Annotated in this window: 30 protein-coding genes; 7 read left to right on the top strand and 23 right to left on the bottom strand. The window is 70.3% G+C overall.

Annotated features, from left to right (window positions below):
• Window positions 1-260 precede the first annotated feature (260 nt).
• Together OHA34_RS26810 and OHA34_RS26805 are read right to left on the bottom strand one after the other, a co-directional pair.
• A complete protein-coding gene (locus tag OHA34_RS26810; protein WP_285938812.1) occupies window positions 261-1472 on the bottom strand; it encodes a hypothetical protein in 1212 nt (403 codons plus the stop codon).
• A 37-nt stretch (window positions 1473-1509) separates the two neighbouring features.
• On the bottom strand, window positions 1510-1812 hold the full coding sequence (locus tag OHA34_RS26805) for a hypothetical protein (protein ID WP_285938813.1): 303 nt from the start codon (window positions 1810-1812) through the stop codon (window positions 1510-1512).
• 224 nt (window positions 1813-2036) lie between these two features.
• Here OHA34_RS26805 and OHA34_RS26800 point away from each other — a divergent pair, with 224 nt between their 5' ends.
• Window positions 2037-2369 (top strand): hypothetical protein, encoded by a 333-nt coding sequence (locus OHA34_RS26800; protein WP_329519268.1) that lies wholly within the window; start codon window positions 2037-2039, stop codon window positions 2367-2369.
• Between the two features lie 97 nt (window positions 2370-2466).
• On the opposite strand, the gene OHA34_RS26795 is transcribed toward OHA34_RS26800, so the two are convergent.
• From OHA34_RS26795 to OHA34_RS26760, 9 genes are all read right to left on the bottom strand, one after another.
• A complete protein-coding gene (locus OHA34_RS26795; RefSeq protein ID WP_285938815.1) occupies window positions 2467-2775 on the bottom strand; it encodes a DUF1416 domain-containing protein in 309 nt (102 codons plus the stop codon).
• A 75-nt stretch (window positions 2776-2850) separates the two neighbouring features.
• Window positions 2851-3690, bottom strand: coding sequence for a sulfurtransferase (locus tag OHA34_RS26790; RefSeq protein ID WP_285938816.1), 840 nt, complete (start codon window positions 3688-3690; stop codon window positions 2851-2853).
• Window positions 3687-4124 carry a DUF4395 domain-containing protein gene (locus tag OHA34_RS26785; protein ID WP_329519267.1) on the bottom strand — a complete coding sequence of 146 codons (438 nt, stop codon included), beginning with the start codon at window positions 4122-4124 and terminating at the stop codon, window positions 3687-3689. The genes OHA34_RS26790 and OHA34_RS26785 overlap by 4 nt, the downstream gene beginning before the upstream one ends.
• Before the next feature lie 78 nt (window positions 4125-4202).
• Window positions 4203-4268: a putative leader peptide gene (locus OHA34_RS38585; RefSeq protein WP_373293669.1), complete on the bottom strand. Its 66-nt coding sequence runs from the start codon at window positions 4266-4268 to the stop codon at window positions 4203-4205.
• 116 nt (window positions 4269-4384) lie between these two features.
• On the bottom strand, window positions 4385-4807 hold the full coding sequence (locus OHA34_RS26780) for a TlpA family protein disulfide reductase (protein ID WP_329519266.1): 423 nt from the start codon (window positions 4805-4807) through the stop codon (window positions 4385-4387).
• 47 nt (window positions 4808-4854) lie between these two features.
• Window positions 4855-5595, bottom strand: a complete 741-nt coding sequence (locus tag OHA34_RS26775; protein ID WP_329519265.1) for an anti-sigma factor family protein — start codon at window positions 5593-5595, stop codon at window positions 4855-4857.
• On the bottom strand, window positions 5592-6107 hold the full coding sequence (locus OHA34_RS26770; RefSeq protein WP_285938820.1) for a sigma-70 family RNA polymerase sigma factor: 516 nt from the start codon (window positions 6105-6107) through the stop codon (window positions 5592-5594). Before OHA34_RS26770 ends, OHA34_RS26775 begins: the two co-directional genes overlap by 4 nt.
• A gap of 93 nt (window positions 6108-6200) precedes the next feature.
• Entirely contained in the window at window positions 6201-6902 is a 702-nt protein-coding gene (locus OHA34_RS26765) for an LmeA family phospholipid-binding protein (protein ID WP_329519264.1), read from the bottom strand.
• Between the two features lie 123 nt (window positions 6903-7025).
• Window positions 7026-7286: a MoaD/ThiS family protein gene (locus OHA34_RS26760; protein WP_285938822.1), complete on the bottom strand. Its 261-nt coding sequence runs from the start codon at window positions 7284-7286 to the stop codon at window positions 7026-7028.
• 224 nt (window positions 7287-7510) lie between these two features.
• On the opposite strand from OHA34_RS26760, the gene OHA34_RS26755 reads away from it, so the two are divergent.
• Window positions 7511-8227 (top strand): winged helix-turn-helix transcriptional regulator, encoded by a 717-nt coding sequence (locus OHA34_RS26755; protein WP_285938823.1) that lies wholly within the window; start codon window positions 7511-7513, stop codon window positions 8225-8227.
• A gap of 632 nt (window positions 8228-8859) precedes the next feature.
• Here the strand turns inward: OHA34_RS26755 and OHA34_RS26750 are convergent.
• On the bottom strand, window positions 8860-9198 hold the full coding sequence (locus tag OHA34_RS26750) for a hypothetical protein (RefSeq protein ID WP_329519263.1): 339 nt from the start codon (window positions 9196-9198) through the stop codon (window positions 8860-8862).
• A gap of 107 nt (window positions 9199-9305) precedes the next feature.
• On the opposite strand from OHA34_RS26750, the gene OHA34_RS26745 reads away from it, so the two are divergent.
• From OHA34_RS26745 to OHA34_RS26730, 4 genes are all read left to right on the top strand, one after another.
• A complete protein-coding gene (locus OHA34_RS26745) occupies window positions 9306-10118 on the top strand; it encodes a helix-turn-helix domain-containing protein (RefSeq protein WP_285938825.1) in 813 nt (270 codons plus the stop codon).
• Window positions 10115-10297 carry a DUF397 domain-containing protein gene (locus OHA34_RS26740; protein ID WP_285938826.1) on the top strand — a complete coding sequence of 61 codons (183 nt, stop codon included), beginning with the start codon at window positions 10115-10117 and terminating at the stop codon, window positions 10295-10297. The genes OHA34_RS26745 and OHA34_RS26740 overlap by 4 nt, the downstream gene beginning before the upstream one ends.
• 357 nt (window positions 10298-10654) lie before the next feature.
• Window positions 10655-10981: a hypothetical protein gene (locus tag OHA34_RS26735; protein ID WP_285938827.1), complete on the top strand. Its 327-nt coding sequence runs from the start codon at window positions 10655-10657 to the stop codon at window positions 10979-10981.
• 110 nt (window positions 10982-11091) lie between these two features.
• The gene (locus OHA34_RS26730) at window positions 11092-11388 is read left to right on the top strand and encodes a hypothetical protein (protein WP_285938828.1); all 297 of its coding nucleotides are present in this window, start codon (window positions 11092-11094) and stop codon (window positions 11386-11388) included.
• Between the two features lie 50 nt (window positions 11389-11438).
• Here the strand turns inward: OHA34_RS26730 and OHA34_RS26725 are convergent, their stop codons facing one another.
• The 8 genes from OHA34_RS26725 to mshD form a co-directional block, all read right to left on the bottom strand.
• Window positions 11439-12488, bottom strand: coding sequence for a CU044_5270 family protein (locus OHA34_RS26725; protein WP_329519262.1), 1050 nt, complete (start codon window positions 12486-12488; stop codon window positions 11439-11441).
• Complete coding sequence (locus tag OHA34_RS26720; RefSeq protein ID WP_285938830.1) at window positions 12488-13093, bottom strand: RNA polymerase sigma factor; 606 nt, start codon at window positions 13091-13093, stop codon at window positions 12488-12490. Before OHA34_RS26720 ends, OHA34_RS26725 begins: the two co-directional genes overlap by 1 nt.
• Window positions 13094-13340: 247 nt before the next feature.
• On the bottom strand, window positions 13341-13796 hold the full coding sequence (locus OHA34_RS26715) for a hypothetical protein (protein WP_329519261.1): 456 nt from the start codon (window positions 13794-13796) through the stop codon (window positions 13341-13343).
• A gap of 386 nt (window positions 13797-14182) precedes the next feature.
• Window positions 14183-14959 carry a phosphate ABC transporter ATP-binding protein PstB gene (gene pstB, locus OHA34_RS26710; RefSeq protein ID WP_285938832.1) on the bottom strand — a complete coding sequence of 259 codons (777 nt, stop codon included), beginning with the start codon at window positions 14957-14959 and terminating at the stop codon, window positions 14183-14185.
• Window positions 14960-15019: 60 nt separating this feature from the next.
• Window positions 15020-15925: a phosphate ABC transporter permease PstA gene (pstA, locus tag OHA34_RS26705; RefSeq protein WP_285940063.1), complete on the bottom strand. Its 906-nt coding sequence runs from the start codon at window positions 15923-15925 to the stop codon at window positions 15020-15022.
• Window positions 15926-15930: 5 nt separating this feature from the next.
• On the bottom strand, window positions 15931-16947 hold the full coding sequence (pstC, locus tag OHA34_RS26700; RefSeq protein ID WP_432763051.1) for a phosphate ABC transporter permease subunit PstC: 1017 nt from the start codon (window positions 16945-16947) through the stop codon (window positions 15931-15933).
• A gap of 56 nt (window positions 16948-17003) precedes the next feature.
• Entirely contained in the window at window positions 17004-18110 is a 1107-nt protein-coding gene (pstS, locus tag OHA34_RS26695) for a phosphate ABC transporter substrate-binding protein PstS (protein WP_285938833.1), read from the bottom strand.
• A 421-nt stretch (window positions 18111-18531) separates the two neighbouring features.
• Window positions 18532-19425, bottom strand: coding sequence for a mycothiol synthase (gene mshD, locus OHA34_RS26690; RefSeq protein WP_329519260.1), 894 nt, complete (start codon window positions 19423-19425; stop codon window positions 18532-18534).
• Between the two features lie 126 nt (window positions 19426-19551).
• Between mshD and OHA34_RS26685 the strand changes: the two genes are divergently transcribed.
• Window positions 19552-21228, top strand: coding sequence for a bifunctional metallophosphatase/5'-nucleotidase (locus tag OHA34_RS26685; protein ID WP_329519259.1), 1677 nt, complete (start codon window positions 19552-19554; stop codon window positions 21226-21228).
• A gap of 104 nt (window positions 21229-21332) precedes the next feature.
• Here OHA34_RS26685 and OHA34_RS26680 read toward each other — a convergent pair whose 3' ends face one another.
• The 3 genes from OHA34_RS26680 to OHA34_RS26670 form a co-directional block, all read right to left on the bottom strand.
• On the bottom strand, window positions 21333-22499 hold the full coding sequence (locus OHA34_RS26680; RefSeq protein WP_432763034.1) for an inorganic phosphate transporter: 1167 nt from the start codon (window positions 22497-22499) through the stop codon (window positions 21333-21335).
• The gene (locus OHA34_RS26675) at window positions 22496-23113 is read right to left on the bottom strand and encodes a DUF47 domain-containing protein (protein ID WP_285938836.1); all 618 of its coding nucleotides are present in this window, start codon (window positions 23111-23113) and stop codon (window positions 22496-22498) included. Before OHA34_RS26675 ends, OHA34_RS26680 begins: the two co-directional genes overlap by 4 nt.
• A 634-nt stretch (window positions 23114-23747) precedes the next feature.
• Entirely contained in the window at window positions 23748-23933 is a 186-nt protein-coding gene (locus OHA34_RS26670; RefSeq protein ID WP_285938837.1) for a hypothetical protein, read from the bottom strand.
• Window positions 23934-23939 lie beyond the last annotated feature (6 nt).

Below are 23939 nucleotides of genomic sequence, written 5' to 3'. Positions count from 1 at the left end.
GATGTAATACGTTCCGGAGGCGCGGAAACCCCGGCGGAAGGTCGCCGGAACGGCCCGCGACAGGTCCTCGCGCATCCGGCCGAGGCCCGCGACCCGTCCCTCGGGCGGACGGTCACCGAACCCCTGCCCGGCATATCCCAGTGCCGCGCCCGTCGGAGCGGTGCTCTGATAGGTGAGTTGCGCCCGAGGTTCCGCACCGAACACGAAACGGGACCCCGTTCCCACGGGATCCCGTCGCTCGGCTCCGGTTCGCGCTCTGGCTACTTGTCCCAGGGCGGGGTCTCGTCGGTCCCGTCCGGGGTCTCGTGCTTGTAGGTGGTGCTGCCGCCGCCCTGGCCGTCGTACTCGTAGCCGTAGGTCGTCTTGTCGTCGTCCTTGCCCAGCTGCTGGGTGCCGCCGTAGCCCTCGATCTTCCCCTGGCCGGTCCCGAAGTCGTGCTCGCCGCTGACGCCGGCGGTGTAGCCGCTGACCGAGCCGGGCGTCGAGACCCCGGCCTTGGCGCCGTAGGTGAGCTGCCCGGCCTCGCCCTGCCCGACGCCGTCGGGATCGGTGTACCCCGCGCTGAGCTCGGCCGACGCCCCGGACGGCTCGTGCTTGCCCGAGAGCGTGACGTCCCCGCCCTGGAAGCCCTCGTCGCCGAACTGGAGGTGCCCGTTCACGGTGCCCTCGAAGTCGCCGGAGGTGAAGGTGGCCCCGCCGCCGACGGTCCACGTGTTGTCGGCGTCCCGGTCGGCGTCGAAGTCGACCTCGCTGAGGGGCGACTCGCCCTTGGCCGCGGAGAGGCTCGCGTTGACCATGTTCTGCCCCAGGTTGGCCAGGGCGGTGGCCGACCCGTTCATCTCGGCCGTCATGAAGTCGTTGAACGCCTGGTCGTTGCCCAGCCGGCTCTCCTGCATCGCGGTGACCAGCGAGCCGCCCTGGAACACCACCGCGGCGAGCCCGGCCGCCGTGACCAGGATGCCGGTGGCGACCAGCGTGATGACCAGGAAGGTAGCGGCGATCTCCTCGCAGACGACGGTCGCCTCGGCGGTGATGACCCCCGCCGCCGCGGCCGCGGCGGTCACGGCGAGGATCGCGATCGCGATCCCCATCGAGACGGCGAAGATCGCGTACACGAACAGCGCCCACGCGTAGACGATCAGCGCCATGCTCACCGCGGTGCAGAAGGTGTGCATGACGTCCAACTGGGCGAGGAACTCCCCGACCTTCGCCTCGTAGAGGCGTCGGTCGTCGGCGTCCCAGTCCTGGGCCGCGATGTTCTCGACCGAGGCCCTGAGCTCGCTCGCGGTCCGCTCGATGGCGGCCACCGCCTCGTCCCATTTCTGGCTGGCCGTCTCCAGATTCGCCGGGCTGCCCTTGGCCAGCCCGAACTGGATGGTGATCGGAATGACCGGCGGGAGAATGTACTCCGCTCCGCTGGTGCAGGTCGTGGCGATTTCCATCATGCTGTCGTACGCGTCGAACGAGGTCATGCCCCTCTTCCCGGAATCGGCGCTGCCCGTGGACCGGTCAGACCTGAGTGATCGTGCTGGCCTCTTCGGCGGCCCGGTAGGTCCTGGCGGTCGCGTCGAGCCCGGAGGCGAACTTGCTCAGCATCTCCAGATGCGTTTCCAGGTCCTCGTAAGCGAACTGGAGCGCCATCGGATAGGCCATCGAGGCCATGGTGCCGTCGACGCTGAAGTCGCCGCCCTCGATGGTGCCGCCGGTGTTCAGCGCGTCCCGGGCACCATTGAGAATGCTCGCGATGGTGGACTTGACGTCCTCACCGTGCTGGGCGATTCGCTCGGGATTGATCTGGATCTGCTGGCCCACGCCAGGGTCCTTCCTACGGTGCGTGCCTGAGACGGGCACCGTATTCGGGAGCGTTATCGGCCGCATATCGATGCGATATCACCAGTTCCCGCGCGAACGCGAGCCCGATTCCGGATCGCCGCGCGGATGTCGTCGTCCGGCTGCGCGAAAGCGTCCGGCCCGTCCCGACTTTTTGTGGCAAACGCCATTGAACCGGCGATCGGGTCACATTACGCTTCGCGGCCATGAGGACTCGCGCACGCAGAACCGCCAACCTCGCCTTCGCGGCGACGCTGGCCTTCGGAGGGATTCTCAGTGCCGCCCCCGGCTGCACCACCAACACCTGCGTCAACGGCTCGTGCACCGTCACCTTCAAGGACGGCGCCCGGGAGACGACGGTCGGGGGGCTGGGCGATCTGAAGGTGTCGCTGACGGGCGTGGACGGCGTTCGGGCGCGGGTGACGATCGGCGGCACGCGGGCGACGCTCACCCGGGGCTCGCGGCAGCCGGTGGGCGCCTACCAGGTGGAGGCGACCGAGGTCACGGCGGAGAAGGTCGTCCTGAAGGTCTCGCGGTGAACGCGACGGACCCCGCCGTCGCGGGACGCGAGGCGGGGTCCGGGGCGGGCCTGCGGCCGGGCCGGGCGGAGCCGGGCCCGGCCGGTCGAACCGTAGGTCAGATCGCGACCGCGAGGGCGGCGACCTCACCGGTCTTGGCGGTGACGGTGCTGTCGATGCTCACCCCGCCGGCGGCCAGGACGCGCACGGTCCAGTCGCCGTCGGCGGCGAAGAACCGGAACACGCCCTCGTCGCCGGTCACGACCTCGGCGGTGAACTCGCCGGTCGAGTCGAGCAGGCGGGCATAGGCACTGGACACGGGGGCACCCTCGCGGGTGACCGTGCCCTGGATGACGGCCTCATTGGACAGGTCGACGGTCGCCGGAAGGGACGCCGTCTGCGCGGGCGCTGCGCAACCCTGGGTCATAGCTCCTCCATCTCCACACGGCCCCGCCGGGCGCGGCGGGGAGAACGGCCCGCTCGCTGGGAGCGGGCCGGGGTCCTACTTGGGGTCGCCGAGCTCGATCGGCACGCCGACCAGCGAGCCGTACTCGGTCCAGGAACCGTCGTAGTTCTTGACGTCCGGCAGGCCCAGCAGCTCGCGCAGCGCGAACCACGTGTGCGAGGACCGCTCGCCGATCCGGCAGTAGGCGATGATCGGCTTGTTCAGGTCGACGCCGGCGTCACCGTAGATCTTGCGCAGCTCGTCGTCGGACTTGAAGGTGCCGTCGTCGTTGGCCGCCTTGGACCACGGGATGCTGCGCGCGGTCGGCACGTGGCCGGCCCGCTGCGCCTGCTCCTGCGGGAGGTGGGCCGGCGCCAGCAGCTTGCCCGAGAACTCGTCGGGCGAGCGGACGTCGATGAGGCCCTTGCTGCCGATGGAGTCGACGACCTCGTCGCGGAAGGACCGGATCGTCAGGTCCTGGTCCTTGGCCTTGTAGCCGGTGGCCGGACGGGAGGGGACGTCGGTGACCAGCTCGCGGGAGTCGAGCTCCCACTTCTTCCGGCCGCCGTCGAGCAGCTTCACGTTCTCGTGCCCGTAGAGCTTGAAGTACCAGTACGCGTAGGCGGCGAACCAGTTGTTGTTGCCGCCGTAGAGGATCACCAGGTCGTCATTGGCGATGCCCTTGGCCGACAGCAGCTCCTCGAAGCCGGTCTTGTCGACGAAGTCGCGGCGGACCGGGTCCTGGAGCTCGGTCTTCCAGTCGATCTTCACGGCGCCACGGATGTGGCCCTTGTCGTAGGCGGACACGTCCTCGTCGACCTCGACGAGAACCAGAGCGGGTGCGTCCAGGTTGGACGCCACCCATTCGGCGTCCACCAGGACGTCGGAGCGGCTCATGCGGGAACCTCCCTGTCGGAGCGAATCTTCGCTGTAATACGTCGGGTCAGCACATACATCTCGCAGCCGAGGCAGAACCCGAACACCGCGTTCAGGAACGCCGCCCCCAGCGCGAAGGCGGTGGCACCGATGCCGAGCCAGGTGATCCCCGATCCGTACCCGACCGTTCCCACCAGGGTGAACGCCAGCCCGACGCCCTGCGCGAAGCGGGGCGGGCCGGCGTCCTCGAGTTCCCCCGGCGGGCCGAGACGAGGACGGACGAGCAGTCTGTAGACCAGTCCGTACGGCGCGAACCGCAGGCCGAAGAACGTCGCCATGGCGAAGACCAGGGCCTGGGCCGCGAGCAGCACCCCGTTCCCGTTCACCAGGACCGCGAGGAGGATCACCGTCGTGACGGCCGCGGCGAAACGCTGCCCACGCGGATCAACCTGCATCGGGGTGCTCCTGGCGGAGAAAGAAGAGTGCGTACGAGCGTGATGTCGAAATGCTCGGGGTCGGTCGGGCTCGATGCCTCAGGCCGTGCGACAGAGCGAGGCGGCCAGGCGGCAGAAGTCGACCGCCCGACGCTTCGTGAGCATCTGCTCTGTCCGGGTACGCACGCCCTGATGGTAAGCCGACAACCGCGGCGCTGTCACATCCGTCTCGCCTTTCGAGACAGTGACAAATCCGTTCACGCAGGTCAACCGGCTGCCGCTCACGTGATGGCGGTGCCGAGAGCCGCGATGACGTCGGCCCTGCGGGGCTGCCCGGCGGCCCGGCGGACGATCCGGCCGGCGCCGTCCAGCACCAGCACGGTGGGGGTCCGCAGCACGTTCAGCCTGCGGACCAGATCGAGATGGTCCTCGGCGTCCAGCTCGACGTGGGCGACCCCGTCGAGCATCGTCGCGACCTCGTCCAGCACCCGGCGGGTGGCACGGCAGGGCGCGCAGAACGCGCTGGAAAACTGGACCAGGGTGGCCTTCTCGCCGAGCTCGGCACCCAGGTCGCCGGACCCGAGGGTCTCGCTCACGTCGCCATCCCCTCCCCGCGCGCGCAGCACCCCGTCGCGGCGCCGCCGGATCAGCCCGAACGCCGTCGCCGCCACGAGCACCGCCGCCGCGACCAGTGCACCTTCCATCGCCCTACAACCCGCCTCACCGCGGACTTCTTCCGCAAGCCCGCAGGTTACGCGGGAATGGTGAGCAGGGGCTGCCCGTCCAGGGAGACGATCTCGAACGAGAAGAGCTGGTCACGCCGGAACATGGTGGACGCGGGGTACTCCCCATAGCCCTTGCCGTAAGGCACGTACCAGCTTCCGAGCGGCTCGCGGCGGCCGTCCCGGGCGATCACGCTCCACCGGCAGTGCGAGCCCTTCTTCGCTCCCGCCAGGAAGAGCTGGAGGCTCGTCCCCCACTGCCTCTCGTGCAGGAGGACGTAGCCCCTCACCCCGGTCTTCGCGTCCTCCGCGGCCAGCCGTTCGGTCCGGCCCGCCCGGACGCCGGACGCCGAGCCGCCGGGCGCGGGCACCGCGGATGCCGGCGACGGCGGCGCGGCCCGGTGGCCCTGCGCCTTGGCCGTCACGAGGCCGCCGAGCAGCCCGCCGACCACCAGCAGCAGGCAGGCCACCGCGACCAGCGGCCACCAGGGACGCGCGACACGCAGCCACCGCGCCGGCGCCGGCCGCCGGCCCGCCGCCGCCCGCGCCAGCAGCCCCTCGAGCAGCTCGGGCTCGGGGCCGGCGACCTGGGTGAGCTGCGCCTCGTCGACCCGTCCGAGCAGCGCGGGCAGCCCGGCCAGGCCGGCGAGCTCGTCGCGGCAGACCGGGCAGGTCTCCAGGTGCGCCTCCAGCCGGGACCGCTCGGCCGGGTCGATCGCCCCCAGGACGTAGACGCCGAGCGAGGTACGCGCCTCTGCGCAGTCGGTCATGGAGCCAGCCCCCGCTCCTCCAGTGCGAGTTTGAGCGCCCGCAGGGCGTAGTAGGTCCGGGACTTCACGGTGCCGGGCGGGATGCCGAGCGTCCGGGCGGCCTCGGCCACCGAGCGGCCCCGGTAGAACGTCTCCACCAGGACGGCCCGGTGCGTCGGGCTGAGATCGGCGAGGGCCTCGGCGACCGTCCAGGACTCCAGGGCGCGCTCGATGTCGTCCGACCCGGCCGCCGTCATCAGCGCCTGCTCGTCGATGCCGGTCTCCGGCGGCCTGGACCGTTTGGCACGGTGCGCGTCCACCACCAGGTTGCGCGCGACGGTGAACAGCCACGGCCGTACGGGACGCGCCACGAGCGCTTCCGGGTGCTTCCAGGCGCGCAGCAGCGTCTCCTGCACGACGTCCTCGGCCTGCGGGCGGTCGCCACCCGTCAGCCGGAGTACGTAACCGAGGAGGGGACCGCCATGCTCGCTGTACAGGGCGCGGAGCAACCCCTCGTCCGCGGTGGGACCCACACCACTGACACGTACACGCGTCCCGTCCGGTTCACAAGGATCGCGTCCGATCGACGCGCGCCTGCGTGCGGACACTTCTGGCGCGGACGTCCGTCAGGCGTTGGGCAGGTCGTTCAGGCGGACGTTGTCGGCGGTGGCGGCGACGCGCAGCCCCTCGGGGGTGGGCTGGATGGCGGTGATGCGCGAGCCCACCGGCAGGTTCGCCACCGGGACCGTCCAGGTGAGCTGGCGCTGGACCAGGGCCAGCGGGATCTGGCTGCTGCCGTTGGAGCCCACCGACACCGGTGTGATCGAGATGCCCTTCGCCGTCGGCTTGACCTTGACGATCGCCGTTCCGGTGACGGGGAAGCCGAGGACGGCGCCGGTCAGCTCGACCTGGAGGTCGTCGCCCTTCGGCGCGATCCCCTTGACCTCCTTGGGCGCCCGCTCCTTGATCACGCTGTACGGCAGGACGGCCGAGGCGGTGGCGGTGCGCGCGGTGACGCTCTCGGCGTTGCCGGAGGTCACCTGGGAGAGCGGCGCGTTCACCCCGCGCATCTCGATCTTGACGCCGTGCACCGTCACACCCTGCTCGGTCCAGTCGCCGATGGCCACGTCGATCTTGTCGTAGTCACCGCCGACCGCCTGGGTGAGGAAGGGGATCCCGTGGATGGTCACGTCCGGGCGCTGCGACAGTTGGTACTGCGCGGCGACCTGCTTGCCGATCTCGTTCTGGGCCACCCGCACACCGAGGCGGTCGGCCGCCACCAGCCCGACGGCCAGCAGGATCACCAGGACCAGCAGTACCTTCCGCATCTTCTACCTCCAGGCGATGGCGCGGTCGCCAAACCTTAGTCCGCGCCGGGATCCGGTGCAGTCGCCCCCTGGAGTGAGATCGTCCGGGGCCCGATCACCCGGACGAACCGGATCAATGTGACATCAACCACCGGCGAACGGCGGCAGCACCTCGACCACTCCCCCCTCGGGAAGCGCGATCGCCCCGTGCGGCCGGCCGCCGACGGGGTCGCCGTCGACGAGGAAGGCACTGCGCTCCACGACACGCCGGAAGTGCCCGTCCCGCCCGTCCTGCCGGGCCGCCTCGGCGAGCGCGTCGGCGAGCGTCACCGCGTCGTACGGCTCCTCGCCGACGCCCGCCGCGGCCTTGGCCGCGGCCCAGTACCGGATCGTTCCCTTGGCCATTTCCCCAGGGTCTCATCCGAGGCTCTCGTCATCTGGACGCGAACCCGCCATTGCCTCGATGGCCACCTCGGATATGCTCTTGGCTGAGGGATCCGGGCGACGAGGCCATGGAGTTCAGCTGACAGCCCTGCGTGGTCACCTCGCCGTCGAGCCGATGGCCGTTGCCGGGCTCGCAGCTGAGCCGCCGCCTGGGTCCTACGTCTTTTTAGACGAGGAGGCGGCACTTGAGCAGCTTGCTCTTGCTGACCAACGCGTTGGAGCCTTCCGACGAAGTCCTGCCCGCGCTCGGGCTCCTGCTGCACTCGGTGCGCGTCGCTCCGGCCGAGGGATCCGCGCTGATCGACGCTCCACCCGCCGACGTGGTGCTCGTCGACGCCCGCCGCGACCTGGTCCAGGCCAAGAGCCTGTCCCGGCTGCTGCGCACCACCGGCCTCGACTGCCCGCTGCTGGGCATCGTCACCGAGGGCGGCCTGGCCGCGCTCAGCCCCGAGTGGGGCCTGGACGACATGCTGCTGCAGACCGCCGGCCCCGCCGAGGTCGAGGCGCGGCTCCGGCTCGCGGTCGGCCGCGCCGCCGCGGTCGCCGAGGCCGACGAGGTGCCCGGCGAGATCCGCAGCGGCGAGCTGACCATCGACGAGGCGACCTACACCGCGCGGCTGCGCGGCCGGGTTCTCGACCTGACGTTCAAGGAGTTCGAGCTTCTGAAGTACCTGGCCCAGCACCCGGGCCGCGTCTTCACCCGCGCCCAGCTCCTCCAGGAGGTCTGGGGCTACGACTACTTCGGCGGCACCCGCACGGTCGACGTGCACGTCCGCCGCCTGCGGGCCAAGCTCGGCGCCGAGTACGAGAGCCTCATCGGCACCGTCCGCAACGTCGGCTACCGCTTCGTCCCGGACCACCGCCCCGGCGAGACCGAAGAGGCCACCGCGCCCGTGGGGTAGCCGGACCGGAGCGAAGCGAGGACCGCCTGCCCCTCGACGGGGGTCTGGGGGTCGCCCCCCAGGAAAAAAAGGGGGTAGCCGGACCGGAGCGAAGCGAGGACCGCCTGCCCCTCGACGGGGGTCTGGGGGTCGCCCCCCAGGAAAAAAAGGGGGTAGCCGGACCGGAGCGAAGCGAGGACCGCCTGCCCCTCGACGGGGGTCTGGGGGTCGCCCCCCAGGAAAATGGGGTAGCCGGAAGCGAGGACCGCCTCCGGCCGGGCCGACCCCGGTCTGGGGGTAGAGCACTCCGCTGAACCACTGTTAGGCGTGGTGTGAGCGAGGTCGGCCCGGAGGAGTGTGAGGCGGTCAGCCCCGGCGGCGTCGGTCACGGTGTGAATCGGGCGAACATGCGATGCAGGGCGTTCCGTCGGGGTGCGGCGCCGGACAGAAGACCTGGGTGCCTACGACTCCGCTGGCGGGCCGGGCGACAGTGACGCTCATCGGCCGGTGCGCGTGCCGAGCGACGGGGCGGCGGGTGGGACGCCGGCGTAGAACCAGGACAGTCCACGCGCCGACCAGGAAGCCGACCGCCCCACAACTCAGGCTCGCCGCCAGCATCGACACGAAGACCTGATCGACCAAGGCCGACATCGTCACCACGACCCGCTAATCCGCTGACGGCTGACCTGCGTCCGGGGACGGGTCTTCTCCCGGTCGTCCTGCCAGGCCATCAACTTGCGGACCTCGGCTTCGGACAACCCCGCCACGACCGAGAGAAGGCCGTCCTCCCGTTCGGCGCGCGTCAGGGGACGACGTAGATGCGCCTCCCACGTTTGCGTCGTCAGGTTCTTCTCGGGTTCGTACCACCGCCCCGTCGACTCACCGGCCGCCGGTGTCGCGATGCCCTCGTCCGGGTCCTCATCGGGCTTCGCGCCGGGCGCGCTCGTGGCGGGTCGGGATCGGTAGGGACCTTCGGCTCTGTGCACTCCCATGATCACGTCCTAGCTGTCCAGGAGATCTCCTCTGCGGACTGACAGGATGCGCTCCTCCGGGATATCTTCGCTACGTTCCCGGAACACGCGAAACGTTGGGAGTTGTCGTGACTGTTAGTGACGAGCTGGACCCGGGCCGTTCACTCTGGCACTACATCGCCGTTGAGGTGCGTCGGCAGCGCACAGCACGAGGGCTGTCCGGCAACAAGCTGGCGGGACTCATCGGCTGCGACCGTTCCTATGTTTCCCGGGTTGAACACGGGAGACTGCATCTCTCATCGCCGTACGCGGCCAAGATCGATGAGCTGTGGGAGACAGAGGATCAGTTCGCGACGCTCGTGCACTTGGCGGAAGCCTCGGATGACGGCGACTGGTTCACGGGCCTCACGGAGTACGAGGAAAGAGCAACGCGTCACCGGATGTGGGAAGCGATGCTTGTGCCTGGACTGCTACAGACTCCCGAGTACGCGCGGGCCGCGCTCACCTCGGGACTCATCGACGGGGTTGAGGAAGCTCTTGCGAAACGACTTGCCCGACAGGCGGCCGTCTTCGAGAAGGCCAAGACCCCGTTGATCTCCGTCGTGCTCAACTGGGTGGTGCTCGCGCAACCCGTGGGCGGCGCTGAGGTCATGCACGGCCAACTGACGCGTCTCCTTGAGATCTCAGAGAACCCGGGCGTCAGGCTTCGAGTCCTTGAGCGTGAGACCGGGGCACACAACGGCCTAGACGGTTCGTTCAAGCTCCTTACGGTGGATGATAGAGATATCGCCTTCGCGGACGCGCCGGAGAAAGGCAGGCTCATGCTCTCCGCGCCGGACGTGCAGCGCTTCGCAGTAAGGTACGACCGAATCAGCGACATTGCCGCACCGATCGGGCCAAGCCGGGACCTGGTTCGCAGAGCTTTGGAGAGTTACACATGATCGTTTGGCGCAAGGCGAGCCGGAGCAACACGACCGGCGGTGACTGCGTGGAGGTTGCGCCGCTTCCGGGAAACGTCGGCGTGAGGGACTCCAAGGACCCCGACGGCCCGCGCCTCGCGCTCTCCCCGGACGACTGGCGCGCCCTGGTCGCGCGGCTCAAGCGCGAGGACACGGTCTAAGCCACAGCACACGAACCCCCGGACGCCACCTCTGGTCGTTGCCGGGGGTTCCGTGCGTTCGTGGGGATGCCACGACAGCGGCGGAGCGGATCGACGCCCCTCTCAGGCACCGGATATATCAGGCTCGTGGTCGCTGAGGGTATGGCGGACGTACCCGCGTTGTGGCTGGCTCGTCGGCGTGAGTGGAGCAAAGATGAACGGCAACGGCTCCCCTCCGACAGAAGGACGATGACCGATGGGCAAGCACGGGAAGACGGTGGACTGCTCCGCATGCAAGGGGACGGGCAAGCAAGAGGTCGGCAACAACGGCACGACGCGTGAGATCACATGCGTGGTTTGCAGCGGTACGGGCAAGGTATGACCGATCGCCTTGAGTGCCCCGATTGCAGCGGTACCGGTGAGCAGAAGTTCGGGCCGCTGACGGTGTCGTGCCTGTTCTGTCGGGGCCTCGGCTATGTGGGCGACGACAACGAACCGGCCACGCGCGATGAGGTCGAGTCCGAAGACGTCCATCCCATGACGGCGACCCCGGCATGGGATCAGCCTGGCGGGGATCGCGTGTCCGGGTGCCCTCAGTGCCTGGGCACCGGGCGCGTGATCAGCCTGGGCGGGGACGTGCGCGGCGGCGTACCGACTCAGATGATCCAGACCGCATGTCCTTCGTGTGGCGGGGAAGCCAACTAACCCGTATTTCAAAGTCCGGCCCGGCGCCCTCGCCTGGCGGCTCGGACGCCGACTGTGCTCGGGCGAGCGCGACATCGCTTCGCGATCTGGCCGATGGGGCTCGCCTCCCGGTGAGCCTTGCGCGCGGCCGGTCCGGCGGCCTCGGCGGCCAGGGCCGCGCTCTGCTGCAGAGCGGCGCGGTGCAGTGCGAGCGTGGCGGTGACGCGGACCGAGTGGCCCTGGCCGCGGCGGATGGTCCGCCCGGCGTCGATGGCCCGGCGAACGGCCTCGTCGCCGGCGGTGCGCAGGTGATCGGCGAGCAGGCCGGGCAGGCCGGGCACTACGTGCAAAGGCGTGACTATGCGCTCGAGTGCCGCCGGTCCCGCCGCGCCCGTTCCTGGGTGTGGGCGCGGCGGGCCGGTGCCTGATGAGGGCCGCGTAGCGCCAGGACCCCCCGCGACCCTCTCCAGCCGATCGGTCAGCCGCCGGATGCGGCCGGGCAGGTGTGGCCGGAGGTGGACACCCCCGCCGGGAGACTGTCGACGACCGACGTCTTGGTCACGGCGACGTCTCCGGTCGTGGTGCCGGAGGGCGGGGTGTCGCCGGCGCCCGTCCACACGCTGCGGTGGCCGAGAAGGCGGTAGGTCTTCGCGTCGAAGATCAGGTCCTCGCGCTCTCCGGGCCGGGCGTCGAATGTCACCGCGAGTCCCGGGCGCCCGGCGGCGTCGGTGGTGCCGCCGGACAGGCGCGCTCCCTTGATCTGGCGGGCGACCGTGAACAGCGCCGCTTGGACCTTGGACGGCGTCGGCGCGGAGACCAGCCCCGTGAGGTTGACCCACACGGCCTGGTCCTGGGTGAGTTCCGCCCGCTGCCCTGCGTCCACCCTGGCGGCCAAGGCGCTGCGCAGCGGCGCCGGGTCGGTGGGCAGTTTCGCGTGCGCGGCGTACGGCGCGTTCGGCTCGGTGGGCTGAGAGGCACACGGCAGGAACCGCCCGCCCGTATCGATGCGCGCGAGCTGCATTGTCCGGGAGGACACCTTCCCACCCCGCAGTGGCACGACCCCGAGCAACGTGGTCCGGCGATAGACCGGTACCGCGCCATCCGCGCGCTGCCACTGTTGGTAACGCACCTTGCGGAACCAGGGGGCCGTGTCGTTGTCATTGCCCGTCGCCAGCTCCAGCGCGGTCGACTCTTGATACACGAACTGGCCGGGACGCGGCTCGATGTCCCGGCCGTCGCCCGCCGCCGCGGCGGCCCGGGTGAGCAGCTCGGCGGCGTTGGCCGGCGCTGGACCGGGACCGTCCCCGCTCGGCAACACGACGACGCCGGCGGTCGCCGCCGCGACCAGCGTGCCCGCCACCGCCGTCCGGATCGCCCACACACGCCGTGGCCTGCGCACACGGACGCCGTCCGGCTGTTCCCCGGACCGTGTCTCCTCCAGCAGCCGCTCCCGGACCGCGGCCAGCCGAGCGGCGCTGGGCTCGGCGGCCTCGCTCCACAACTCCCGCACCTCATTCAGGTCATTCATCACTTGATGTCTCCCTTCTGGTCATGGACGGAAGTCGGATTCACTCCGCCGAGTGCCCGCTTCACCCTTGTCCGGGCTCGGTGCAGCCGGGACCGGACCGTTCCCACCGGCAGCCCCAGGGCGTCGGCGACCTGCTCATAGGACAGGTCGGCCCACGCCACCAGCAGCAACACGTCCCGGTCGCGGGTCGGCAATTCCGCGATCGCCTGGGCGAGCCGGCGCCCGCTCATCTGGGCGCTCGCCCGCTCGACCGCCCGTTCGGCGACGCCGACGGCCGCGTCCAGCAGCACTCCGGTACGAACGAACGTCCGATAGCGGCTCACCTCGGCGCGTCGATGCCTGCGGATGAGGTTGGAGGCGATCCCGTACAGCCATGGCAGCGCCTCAGCGCGACCGAGGTCGTAGCCGGCCCGCTGCCGGAACGCCACCAGGAACGTCTCAGCAACGATGTCGTCGGCCTCGCCGTCCCCGAGCCTGCGCGCCGCGTACCGATGCAATTGCGCGCCGTACCGGTCGAACAGCACGGCGAACCGCTCCGGCTCCCGCCAGGAACGCTCGATCTCCTCGGCGTCACTGCTCGGCAAGACCTCCCCGACAGCGGTCATTGCGTCGCTCTTCACAGACCGGCCCTCCTTGATCGCTGGCAACAACACCTCTCTTTTGCCAGCCGGCCCCAAGAAGGTTCACGCCCACGCTCTCAATCCTGAACAGCCCCTGGTCGTAGCGATCGGCCGCGCGAGAGGTCGGGCGCACGGTGGTTCGCCTTACCGCTGGGACCTTTGCGACTGAACCTCAACATCGTCCGTAACCGGGCATCACACAAAGTCCGCCAGAACCGCTTACCGATGCACGTCACAGCCCGGACCTCGCTACGCGCCCCGATCCGAAAGGTCCCCGGTCGGGGTGCCGACCGGTGTCTGGCGGCTCGCGCGGGTGGGTGCGCATGTGGGAGGGAGCCTCCACCGCCGCCCGAGCCCTCCAGGCCGCCAGCACCTTGGGCGCCACATCGGCGAACAATCCCTCCGGCAACCCGATCGACCGCACCGCTTCCAGCCTGCGGATCTCGGTCATCATCGACTCCAGACTCACGTTGCCCGGAGCCGACTTCACCAGCGCGAGCACGCTGGAGCCGGCGTCATCCGCGGCCATCGACCCTTCGGCCGCGTGCTCCTCCGCCGCGCCGGTTTCATCGTCGGCGTCATCGCCGGTGCCGACCAGGGCGCAGATGCGCTGCGTGGCCGCCGGACTCAGCCGCGAGGCGATCCGCGCCGACCACGTGACCTCCGCGTTGTGCAGAGCAGAGGCCACGATCCGGGAGACCCGCCCCCGAAGTCGGCGGCTCGATCCGCTCCTTACGCAGATGCTTGAGCAACTCTTCCCGAACCCGCTCCGATCGACGCTCGGCGTGAGCGACGTTCTCGGTCAGCCACACCGTGACCTTCGCCGCGTCCGCGGTCGTGCAGACACGAAAGCCCGGGTGCGTGCGGATCTGACTGCGGTGACTCGATCGTGGAACCGGACCACTCGTAGAATCCGAGCTCCGCGGCAGGCACCTGGGCCTGCTCGGCCACATGCTCGACGACCTCGTCGGCCAGCTCCGAACGTCCTCGCGGGAAGCGCCCGTGCTGCGTGGAGAACTTCAGCAAGATCAACGCCGTTTGGGGCTCACGACGCGGTTCTTACCAGCTCCCCGACTAGCCGAAGCGGCCGGTGATGTAGTCCTCGGTGCCCTTCTGCTCCGGGTTGGTGAAGATCTTGCTGGTGTCGTCGATCTCGATCAGCCGGCCGGGCTCGCCGGTGCCGCCGATGTTGAAGAAGGCGGTGCGGTCGCTGACGCGGGCGGCCTGCTGCATGTTGTGCGTGACGATCACGATCGTGTAGCGGCTCTTCAGCTTGGCGATGAGGTCCTCGATCGCCAGGGTGGAGATGGGGTCCAGCGCCGAGCACGGCTCGTCCATCAGCAGCACCTGGGGCTGGACGGCGATCGCGCGGGCGATGCACAGGCGCTGCTGCTGGCCGCCGGACAGGCCGGCGCCGGGCTTGGCGAGGCGGTCCTTGACCTCGTTCCAGAGGTTGGCGCCCTGGAGCGACTCCTCGACGATCTCGTCGAGGCTGCTCTTCTTGCGGACGCCGTTCAGCTTCAGGCCCGCGGCGACGTTGTCGTAGATCGACATGGTGGGGAACGGGTTGGGCCGCTGGAACACCATGCCGACCACGCGCCGCACCGCGACCGGGTCGACCGACGAGGCGTACAGGTCCTCGTCGTCGAGCATCACCTTGCCCTCGACGCGGGCGCCGGGGATGACCTCGTGCATCCGGTTCAGGGTGCGCAGGAAGGTGGACTTGCCGCAGCCCGACGGCCCGATGAACGCCGTCACAGAGCGCGGCTCGACCGTCATCGAGATGTCCTCGATGGCGTGGACGCCGCCGTAGTAGGCGTGCAGTCCGGAGACTTCGATCCGCTTGGCCATGGGGAGGATGCTCCTGTTCGGGTCGTTCGCAGGGGTCGGGGACGGGCTCGGCGGCCCGGGTCAGCGGCCGGCCGGTTTGAAGCGCCGCGCGACGAGCCGGGCGGCGAGGTTGAGCAGCATGATGATCAGGATCAGCACCAGCGCGCCGGCCCAGGCCCGGTCGATGGAGTTCTGGTTCGGGTCGGCGGCCTGGTCCCAGATGAAGGTGGGCAGCGACGCCTGGGGGCCCGCGAACGGGTTGGTGTTGATCGCCTTGGTCACGAAGATGGTCAGCAGCAGCGGCGCGGTCTCCCCCATCACGCGGGCGACGGCCAGCATCACGCCGGTGAGGATGCCGGGCAGCGCGGTCGGGAGCACCACGAAGCAGATCGTCCGCCAGCGCGGGACGCCCAGCGCGTAGGACGCCTCGCGCAGGTCGTTCGGCACCAGCTTGAGCATCTCCTCGGTCGCCCGGACCACCGTCGGGATCATCAGGATGGTCAGCGCGAGCGCGCCGGCGAAGCCGGAGAAGGAGAACTGGAGCGCCAGCAGCCACAGGGCCAGCACGAACAGCCCGGCGACGATCGACGGGATGCCGGTCATCACGTCCACGAAGAAGCTGATCACCCGGGCGAGCCGGCCGCCGGCGCCGTACTCCACCAGGTAGACGGCGGTGAGCACGGCGATCGGGACCGCGATGACGGTGCTGATCGCGACCTGTTCGAGGGTACCGACGATGGCGTGGTAGGCGCCGCCGCCGGCGTCCTTGCCCGCGACGCCGTTCATGGAGAACTGGAAGAACGTGGCGTCGAAGCGGCCCAGGCCGTTCTTCAGCACCGTCCACAGCACCGAGACGAGGGGGACGAGCGCGAGCAGGAACGCGAGGTAGACCAGCCCCTGGACGGTCCGGTCCTTGACCTTGCGGCCGAGCGACACCGAGCCGAGCGAGCCGCGCCCGCTCGCGGCGGGCTGCTTCGAAGTGGACAGGGAGGTCACACGAACTCCTTGCGGCGGGCGACGACCGCCCGAGCGGCCATGTTGACGAGCAGGGTGATCACGAAGAGCACCAGGCCGGAGGCGATCAGCGCGCCGCGGCCGGTGACGCTCGCCTCGCCGAAGCTCTTGGCGATGTTGGCGGCGAAGGTGCTGCCGCCGTCCTCCAGGATGTGGATGTTGATGCCGGGCACGAAGGTCAGCACCATCGCGACCGCGATCGTCTCGCCCATCGCGCGGCCGAGGCCGAGCATCGAGGCGCCGATCATGCCGGACCGGCCGTACGGGAGCACCGCGAGCCGGATCGTCTCCCAGCGGGTGGCGCCGATCGCCAGCGCCGCCTCCACGTTGGCCCGCGGCACCTGGACGAACACCTCGCGGGAGATCGAGGAGATGATCGGCAGGATCATGATGGCCAGCACCACCGCCGCGGTGAAGATCGAGTTGCGGCCGGGGCTGTCGCCGCCGAACAGCGGGATCCAGCCGAGCGCGGTGTTGAGGAACGAGCTGACGCCCTCCATGTGCCGCGACAGCAGGAGCAGCCCCCACAGCCCGTACACGATGCTCGGCACCGCGGCCAGCAGGTCGACCACGTAGCTGAGCGGCGCCGACAGCCGGCGCGGCGCGTAGAAGCAGGTGAACAGCGCGATCCCGATCGCGACCGGGGTGGCGATGACCAGCGCGAGCAGCGAGGAGATCACGGTGCCGAAGGCGAGCTGCGCGATGCCGAACCGCGGCGGCAGGGCGTTCGGGTCCCATTCCTCGGCGGTGAGGAAGCTCGCCTCGTTCCGCTGGAGCGCCGGGACGGCCTTCCAGATCAGGAAGATCGCGATGGCCGCCATGATGACCAGCACCAGGATGCCCGAGCCGCGGGCGGCGGAGACGAAGATCTTGTCACCGGCGCGTCCGGTGCTCATGCGCCGGCCGGTGGCGCGATGTCTGGCGCCGACGTGCGTCTCGACGCCGGTGTCGCTGCTCACGGGGGGTCCTCCTCGGGGGCCGTCGGCGGAACCCAGACCGGCCCCGCCGCCGGTTCCTCCGGCGACGGGGCTGCTGGGGTCGTGGTCAAGGGTCAGGACAGGGCCTGCACGGACGCCTGGACCTTGGTCAGCACGCTCTGCGGGAGCGGTGCGTACCCGAGGTCGTTGAGGATCTTCTGGCCGTCCGCGCTCGCGGTGTAGGTGAGGAACGACTTGACGAACTTGGACTGCTCGGCGGGCAGGCCCTTCTCGCAGGCGACCTCGTAGGTCACCAGGACGATCGGGTAGGCGCCCGCCTCCTTGGTCGTGTAGTCGATCTTCAGCGCGACGTCGTTGCCGGTGCCGACCACCTCGGCGCCCGCGACGGCCTTGGACGCGCTGTCCGGCGAGAGCTCGGTGTACTCACCGGCGCCGTTCTTAACCTGCGCGGTCTGGAGCTTGTTGGAGGTGGCGTAGGACATCTCCACGTACGAGATCGCGCCGGCGGTGCTCTTCACCTGCGACGAGACGCCGTCGGACTTGTTGGCGCCCTGGCCGGTGGCGTTCGGCCACTTCTTGGCCTTCTCCCAGGTCCAGATCTTCGGCGCGGTCGTGTGCAGGTAGTCGGTGAAGTTGTCGGTGGTGCCCGACTCGTCCGCACGGTAGACCGGCTTGATCGCGGTGGCGGGGAGCTTGGCGCCCTCGTTCTCCTTGGCGATCGCCGGATCGTTCCAGGTCTTGATCTTGCCCGCGAAGACGCTCGCGATGGTCTCGGGCGAGAGCTTGAGTCCGTCCACCCCGGCCACGTTGTAGACGACCGCGACCGGGCCGACCACCATGGGCAGGTTGAGCGCGTTGCCGCCCTGGCAGCGCTGCTTGGCGGGGGCGACCTCCTCGGGCTTGAGCGCCGAGTCCGAGCCCGCGAAGGCGACCTGCCCCGAGGTGAACGCCTGGATGCCGGCGCCCGATCCGCTCGGGTTGTAGTTGAGGTTGGCCCCCGCGCACTTCTGCGCGTAGATCTTGGTCCATTCCTCGATCGCGTTCTTCTGCGCGCTCGAGCCGGCCGCGTTGACCGTCGCCTTGGCGCAGTCGATGTCGCCGGTCGGGGCGCTGCTCGCGCTCGGGCCGGAGTTGTTGTTGTCGCTCCCGCACGCGGTAAGGGCCAGCGCCCCCGCGACGACCACACCGCCTAGGGCGGCCAGTCGAGAACCGTTCTTCACCGGAGGGTCTCCTCTAAGTTTCGTCGGGCGGCTCCCCGTCCGGTAGCCGGAGCAGTTTGTCCAGGTAATGGGGGGACCGTCGGATGCGACGCTAAGCAGGGGAGATGTCCACTCACCCTGATCCAGGTGAACGGAACATGAACCGAGCCGGGCAGAGCCGCGAAGAGTGCCCCGCCTGGCCGTGGCCACCGGGTTAACACCGCAGTTCAGGCCCTACACAACACCCGATATACCGGACATTTCAGGCGCATGGCGGGTACGCGTCCGGGGGTCTGGAGTGGCCCACTCGGTACAAGCAGATCCTGGAGGGACGGATCTGGGGAGGAGCTGGGGAGGAGCTGCCGCTGGAACTGCCGCTGGGCCGGCGCCCTGGCCCCTGAGGCCGGGTCTCAGAGCGCCGCGGGGCGTGCAGCGGCCCGGATCACCTGTCGCCGGACGGGTCCGTTCCGTACATGACGTCCACGGCGTACCGGGTGAAGCCGAGCGACTCGTACAGCCGGACGGCCGCGATGTTGGACTCGTCCACGTACAGCATGATCTGCGGGACGCCCCGGTCGCGCAGATGGTGCAGGCCCACCAGGGTCAGCGTGCGGCCGAGGCCGAGGCCCTGCGCGGACGGGTCGACGCCGACCACATAGACCTCGCCGGTCCCGTCCGGGTGCGTCTTGGTCCAGTGGAAGCCGACCGTCCGGCCGCCGCGCTCGGCGAGGAAGAAGCCGGCCGGGTCGAACCACTCCTCCCGCTCGCGCCGGTTCAGGTCGTCGAGCGTCCAGGCGCCCTGCTCGGGGTGGTCCGCGAACGCGCGGCGGTTCACCTCCAGCCACGCCTCCTCGTCCCGTCCGGGCTCGAACGCGCGGATCAGCACCCCGTCCGCGATGGTGGCCGCGGGCAGCGGGGCGGCGGCGGGACGGCGCATCTGGAACAGCGCGCGGGCGCGGCCCAGCCCCTCGGCGGCGGCGAGCTTGGCGGCGGCGGGCAGGTCGCCGTGCGCCCACACCCGCAGGGGGCCGCCCGCCTCGGCGCGCAGCGCGCGGAGCAGGGCTCGGCCGTACCCGCGGCGGCGGTGCCGAGGATGGACGACCAACTCGCCCGCGGCGCTCTCCTCCGGGGTCGCCGGATCGAGGCGGGCATAGGCGACGATCGCGCCGTCGAGGTCGATCGTGAGGCCGGGTCCGCCGGAGCGCAGCCCCAGCAGCCCGTGCTCCGACAACGGGCCGACGCCGTCGGCGGAGTCCGCCTCGTCCACCAGCGCCAGCACCTGGGCGATCTCCGGCTTCTCCAGCGCCCCGCGCTCCCGCACCCGCGACTCACTCATGATCGCCAGCCTATGCGGCGGGACGCGCGATCCGTCCGGGCGGTCCCCCCACCGCTGACCGAACCATCACGGAACCGTCATGATGTCGCGGGGAACCGTATGCCGGAGCCCTCCTATCGTGCCGGAATGACTCGACGACGCCTCACCGCGGCCTGCGCCGCCGGGCTGACGGCCGCGGGCCTGGCCGCGCAGCCGGCCGCCGCCCGGCCCGCCCCCACCGCGTCCGTGCGGCTGCTGTCCCTCAACGACTTCCACGGCAACCTGGAGCCGCCGGCCGGCAGCTCCGGCACCGCCATCGACGAGACCGGCGCGGCGGTCCCGGCGGGCGGCGCCGCCTACATCGCCACGCACCTCAAGCGGCTGGCGGACCGGCGCACCCTCACCGTCGCGCAGGGCGACCTGATCGGCGCGTCCCCGCTGATCTCCGCCGCCTACCACGACGAGCCGTCCGTGCAGTTCATGGGCGCCATGGGGGTGACCGCGTCGGCGGTCGGCAACCACGAGTTCGACGAGGGCTACCAGGAGCTCCAGCGGATCCAGAACGGCGGCTGCCACCCCAAGGACGGCTGCACGCCCGCCGGCAGGTGGAAGGGCGCGAAGTACGACTACCTCGCCGCCAACGTCCTGACGGAGAAGGGCGGCGAGCCGACCCTCAAGCCCTGGACGATCCGCCGGGTGAACGGGGTGAGGATCGGGTTCATCGGCGTCGTCACCAAGACCACGCCGTCCATCGTCACCGCCGAGGGCATCAAGGGCCTGCGGTTCGACGACGAGGTCGCCGCCGCCGACCGGTCCGCCCGCGAGCTGAAGAAGCGCGGCGTGCGCGCGATGGTGCTCCTCGTGCACGAGGGCGACCAGGTGAAGGCGGGCCAGCGGCCGGACGCGTGCGGCGTGGAGCCGGGCGCCGGGACCCGCATCGCCAAGGACGCCGACCCTGAGATCGACGTCGTGCTGTCGGGGCACACCCACCAGCAGTACGTGTGCTCGGTCACGGACCCGAAGGGACGGCCGCGGCTGTACTCGTCCGGCTCCTCGTTCGGGCGCGTCATCACGCAGGTCGACTTCAAGGTGGACAGGCGGACCGGCGACATCGTCCGGTCCACCCTCAAGGGCGACAACCACGTGGTCACCCGGGACGTCCCGGCGGACCCGAAGACCGAGAGGTTCGTCCAGACCTGGAAGGAGCGGGTCGCCACCATCGCCGACAAGCCGATCGGGAAGATCACCGCCGATCTGACCCGGGCCCCGTCCGCGTCCGGCGAGACCGCCCTCGGCGACGTCGTCGCCGACGCCCAGCTCGCCTCGATGAAGGAGCAGGGCGCCCAGGTCGCGCTGATGAACCCGGGCGGCGTCCGCGCGGACCTGGTCTACAAGGCGAGCGGCTCCGAGGGGGACGGCGTGGTGACCTACGGCGAGGCGTTCGCCGTGCAGCCGTTCAGCAACGTGATGGGTATGACCTCGCTGACCGGCGCGCAGCTCGACGCGCTGCTGGAGCAGCAGTGGACGGCCGCGGGCGAGAAGATCCTCCAGCCGTCGGCGGGCCTGCGCTTCACCATCGACCGGTCCAAGGCGGTCGGCGACCGCGTCTCGGCCATCACGGTGGACGGCGCGGCGGTCGACCCGGCCGCCACCTACAAGGTCGCGGCCAACAACTTCCTGCTCGGCGGCGGCGACGGCTTCAGCACCTTCACCGAGGGCAAGGACCAGGTCCTCGGCCCGATCGACCTGGACGGCTTCGTCGCCTACCTGGCCGCCAACCCGTCCATCACCCCGCCGGCCCTGGACCGCATCTCCGGCAAGTGACCCCCGCCCCGCGGATGACCCGCGCCGGCAAGTGCCCCCGCGCCGGTCCCGCGCGTCCCTGCGGCCCGCCGAGGAGGGCGGGCCGCCAGGGCGCGGGGCCGGCGTCAGGCGCCGAACATATGGACCAGGTAGTAGACGACGGCGGCCACGGCCGCCGCCATCGGCATGGTCAGCACCCACGCGACGACGATGTTGCCCGCGACGCCCCAGCGCACGGCGGAGAGCCGCTTGGTGGCGCCCACCCCCATGATCGCCGAAGTGATCGTGTGGGTGGTGGAGATTGGAGCGTGCCAGACGTAGGCGGTCACGTAGAGGACCACCGAGGCGGTCGCCTCGGCGGCGAAACCCTTGGGCGGATCCACTTCGATCACCTTGCGGCCCAGCGTCCGCATGATCCGCCAGCCGCCCGCGTAGGTGCCCAGCGACAGCGCGCCGGCACACGCGACGATCACCCACGGCGGCACCGAGCCGCCGTCGGAGTGGCCGGTGGTGACCAGCGCGAGCACGATGATGCCCATGGTCTTCTGCGCGTCCTGAAGACCGTGCCCGAGCGCCAGCGAGGACGCCGACAGGGTCTGCGCGATGCGGAAGCGGCGGCCCACCCGGGCCGGCTGGGACCGCCGGAAGATCCACAGGATCGCCACCATCACCAGGTACGCCAGCACGAAGCCGACGATCGGCGACACCACCATCGGCACCGCGACCTTGTCGACGACGCTGGTCCAGTTGACCTTCGACGCCGAGGCCAGCCCGGCCCCGACGACCCCGCCGATCAGCGCGTGCGAGGACGACGAGGGCAGCCCGAAGTACCAGGTGATCAGGTTCCAGGTGATCGCGCCGAGTACTCCGGCGGCGAGCACGGTGAGCCCGTGCAGCCCGCTCGGCGGCGTGATCACCTCGCTGACCGTCTTGGCCACCTGGACGCCGAGCAGCGCGCCCAGCATGTTCATCACCGCGGCCATCAGCAGCGCCACCCGCGGCGTCAGCGCCCGGGTGGACACCGCCGTCGCGATCGCGTTGGCCGCGTCGTGGAACCCGTTGGTGTAGTCGAACACCAGCGCGATGACCACGACCAGCACCAGCACCGCCGCCTGCGCGTCGGACCGCAGCCCGACCGCGCCGGCCGCCATGACCAGCAGAATGCCGATCAGCAGGCCGAGCCACGCCTTGCCCGGCACCCGCCGGGTGGCCTGCTCGCCCAGCGTCTGGTCGGCGCCGGTCGGCCCGTCCTCGGTCACGGTGGTCACGCCCGGCTCCCCGGACGTGCTCATGATTCCTTGACCGAGATGGTCTCGACGGTGTTGGCCACATGCTCGAAGGCGTCGGCCGCGTCCTCCAGCCGGTCGATGACCTCCTTGAGCTTGAGCACCATCAGCGTGTCGTACTCGCCGCTGAACAGGTGCGCCAGCAGCTTGCGGTAGACCTGGTCGCCCTGGTTCTCCAGTCGGTTGATCTCGATCCAGTACTCGTTGAGCTCCTTCATGGAGCGCAGCCGGGGCATGGCCTCCGCCGTCAGCTCGGCGGCCCGCTCCAGGACCTCCACCATGTGGACGATGCCCTTGGGGAACTCCTCGATCTTGTACAGCACGACGAGGTCGGCGGCCTCTTCCATCTCGTCCATCACGTCGTCGATCGTCGAGGCCAGTCGGTAGATGTCCTCGCGGTCGAACGGGGTGATGAACGTTTCGTTCAGCCGGCGCATGATCGCGTGAGTGCATTCGTCGCCCGCATGTTCGCAGGCGCGCATCTTCTCCGCGATCGCTTCCCGGTCAGCGCCGTCGCTGATGAGCTCCACGAGCAACCTGGCGCCGGTGACCAGGTTGTTCGCCGAATCGGCGAACATGTCGTAGAAGCTGTCCTCACGCGGCGTGAGACGCAAGCGCACGTCGTTCTCCTGATGTGCCGGAACAGTCCGCAGAGGATCGTAGGCGCTACCGGCCGTAAAGAGAACCTTTGCCCCAGCTTCGGCCGGTGTCCCCCATCCTCTCACCTACAAGGTTGCCCTAGATCACCAGGTGCACACCCGCGGCGCGCAGCCCCGTCCAGGCCGCGTGATCGCGCTCCGGTGGACGGGGCACCCACACGGAGAGTGACCCCTGCCACGGGTGACATTCGTTACATCATCCCGGATCCGGCCGCGCCCGCCACGGCCGCCGCGTCCGCGGGGCACCCAACGGGAGGTCAGACGGGTCGCCGGGGTCCGGGGCGGTCACCAGATCCCGCACGCGACCGGTCACCGTCCGTGACGAAACGTCCGGCGGCGGGCCGCCACCGGCTCCGATCCGCAGGTCCGGGCACGGTCTGGCGGGACGGAAGTGGCGCGGGGCGCGGCCCGGACGCGGCCCGGGAACGATCCGGGAAGAAATTGGTAGGTTTCCGGGCATGCCGACGCTGAGTCGCGTAGTGGTTCCGGACGCCCTAGAATGCGTGACCGGGGACACCCTCACTGAGGGCGCCCCCGGTCGACGGCTGGCATCTTTCGACCGGTCCAGGCGCCGGTGCCTCCCGGCGCCCGCGGACTAGTCCTGCGGCGTCAGCTCGCGACGACCGGCTTCACTGGAACGCACGCCGAGCACCACGTCGATCTCGGTCAGGGTCAGCGGCCTCTCGGCCGCCGCCACCGCACCGAGCATCTCGGCGTAGAGCTCGATCTCGTCCAGCGCAACGCGGTCGTGGACGCGCAGATCGAGATTCTGCTGGCGCACCGCGCC

Origin of the sequence: Spirillospora sp. NBC_01491, from assembly GCF_036227065.1 — a bacterium.
Taxonomy (GTDB): domain Bacteria; phylum Actinomycetota; class Actinomycetes; order Streptosporangiales; family Streptosporangiaceae; genus Spirillospora; species Spirillospora xylanilytica.
The sequence above is the reverse complement of the archived record's forward strand: the minus strand, read 5'-3'. Positions and strand labels throughout refer to the sequence as shown.

What these genes read in the sequence shown, in the direction of transcription:
- OHA34_RS26810 (WP_285938812.1), bottom strand. Translation starts at nt 1,472, where the DNA reads ATGACCTCGTTCGACGCGTACGACAGCATGATGGAAATCGCCACGACC.
- OHA34_RS26800 (WP_329519268.1), top strand. Translation starts at nt 2,037, where the DNA reads ATGAGGACTCGCGCACGCAGAACCGCCAACCTCGCCTTCGCGGCGACG.
- OHA34_RS26795 (WP_285938815.1), bottom strand. Translation starts at nt 2,775, where the DNA reads ATGACCCAGGGTTGCGCAGCGCCCGCGCAGACGGCGTCCCTTCCGGCG.
- OHA34_RS26790 (WP_285938816.1), bottom strand. Translation starts at nt 3,690, where the DNA reads ATGAGCCGCTCCGACGTCCTGGTGGACGCCGAATGGGTGGCGTCCAAC.
- OHA34_RS26785 (WP_329519267.1), bottom strand. Translation starts at nt 4,124, where the DNA reads ATGCAGGTTGATCCGCGTGGGCAGCGTTTCGCCGCGGCCGTCACGACG.
- OHA34_RS26780 (WP_329519266.1), bottom strand. Translation starts at nt 4,807, where the DNA reads ATGGAAGGTGCACTGGTCGCGGCGGCGGTGCTCGTGGCGGCGACGGCG.
- OHA34_RS26775 (WP_329519265.1), bottom strand. Translation starts at nt 5,595, where the DNA reads ATGACCGACTGCGCAGAGGCGCGTACCTCGCTCGGCGTCTACGTCCTG.
- OHA34_RS26765 (WP_329519264.1), bottom strand. Translation starts at nt 6,902, where the DNA reads ATGCGGAAGGTACTGCTGGTCCTGGTGATCCTGCTGGCCGTCGGGCTG.
- OHA34_RS26760 (WP_285938822.1), bottom strand. Translation starts at nt 7,286, where the DNA reads ATGGCCAAGGGAACGATCCGGTACTGGGCCGCGGCCAAGGCCGCGGCG.
- OHA34_RS26750 (WP_329519263.1), bottom strand. Translation starts at nt 9,198, where the DNA reads ATGGGAGTGCACAGAGCCGAAGGTCCCTACCGATCCCGACCCGCCACG.
- OHA34_RS26740 (WP_285938826.1), top strand. Translation starts at nt 10,115, where the DNA reads ATGATCGTTTGGCGCAAGGCGAGCCGGAGCAACACGACCGGCGGTGAC.
- OHA34_RS26735 (WP_285938827.1), top strand. Translation starts at nt 10,655, where the DNA reads ATGACCGATCGCCTTGAGTGCCCCGATTGCAGCGGTACCGGTGAGCAG.
- OHA34_RS26725 (WP_329519262.1), bottom strand. Translation starts at nt 12,488, where the DNA reads ATGAATGACCTGAATGAGGTGCGGGAGTTGTGGAGCGAGGCCGCCGAG.
- OHA34_RS26720 (WP_285938830.1), bottom strand. Translation starts at nt 13,093, where the DNA reads ATGACCGCTGTCGGGGAGGTCTTGCCGAGCAGTGACGCCGAGGAGATC.
- pstB (WP_285938832.1), bottom strand. Translation starts at nt 14,959, where the DNA reads ATGGCCAAGCGGATCGAAGTCTCCGGACTGCACGCCTACTACGGCGGC.
- mshD (WP_329519260.1), bottom strand. Translation starts at nt 19,425, where the DNA reads ATGAGTGAGTCGCGGGTGCGGGAGCGCGGGGCGCTGGAGAAGCCGGAG.
- OHA34_RS26685 (WP_329519259.1), top strand. Translation starts at nt 19,552, where the DNA reads ATGACTCGACGACGCCTCACCGCGGCCTGCGCCGCCGGGCTGACGGCC.
- OHA34_RS26680 (WP_432763034.1), bottom strand. Translation starts at nt 22,499, where the DNA reads ATGAGCACGTCCGGGGAGCCGGGCGTGACCACCGTGACCGAGGACGGG.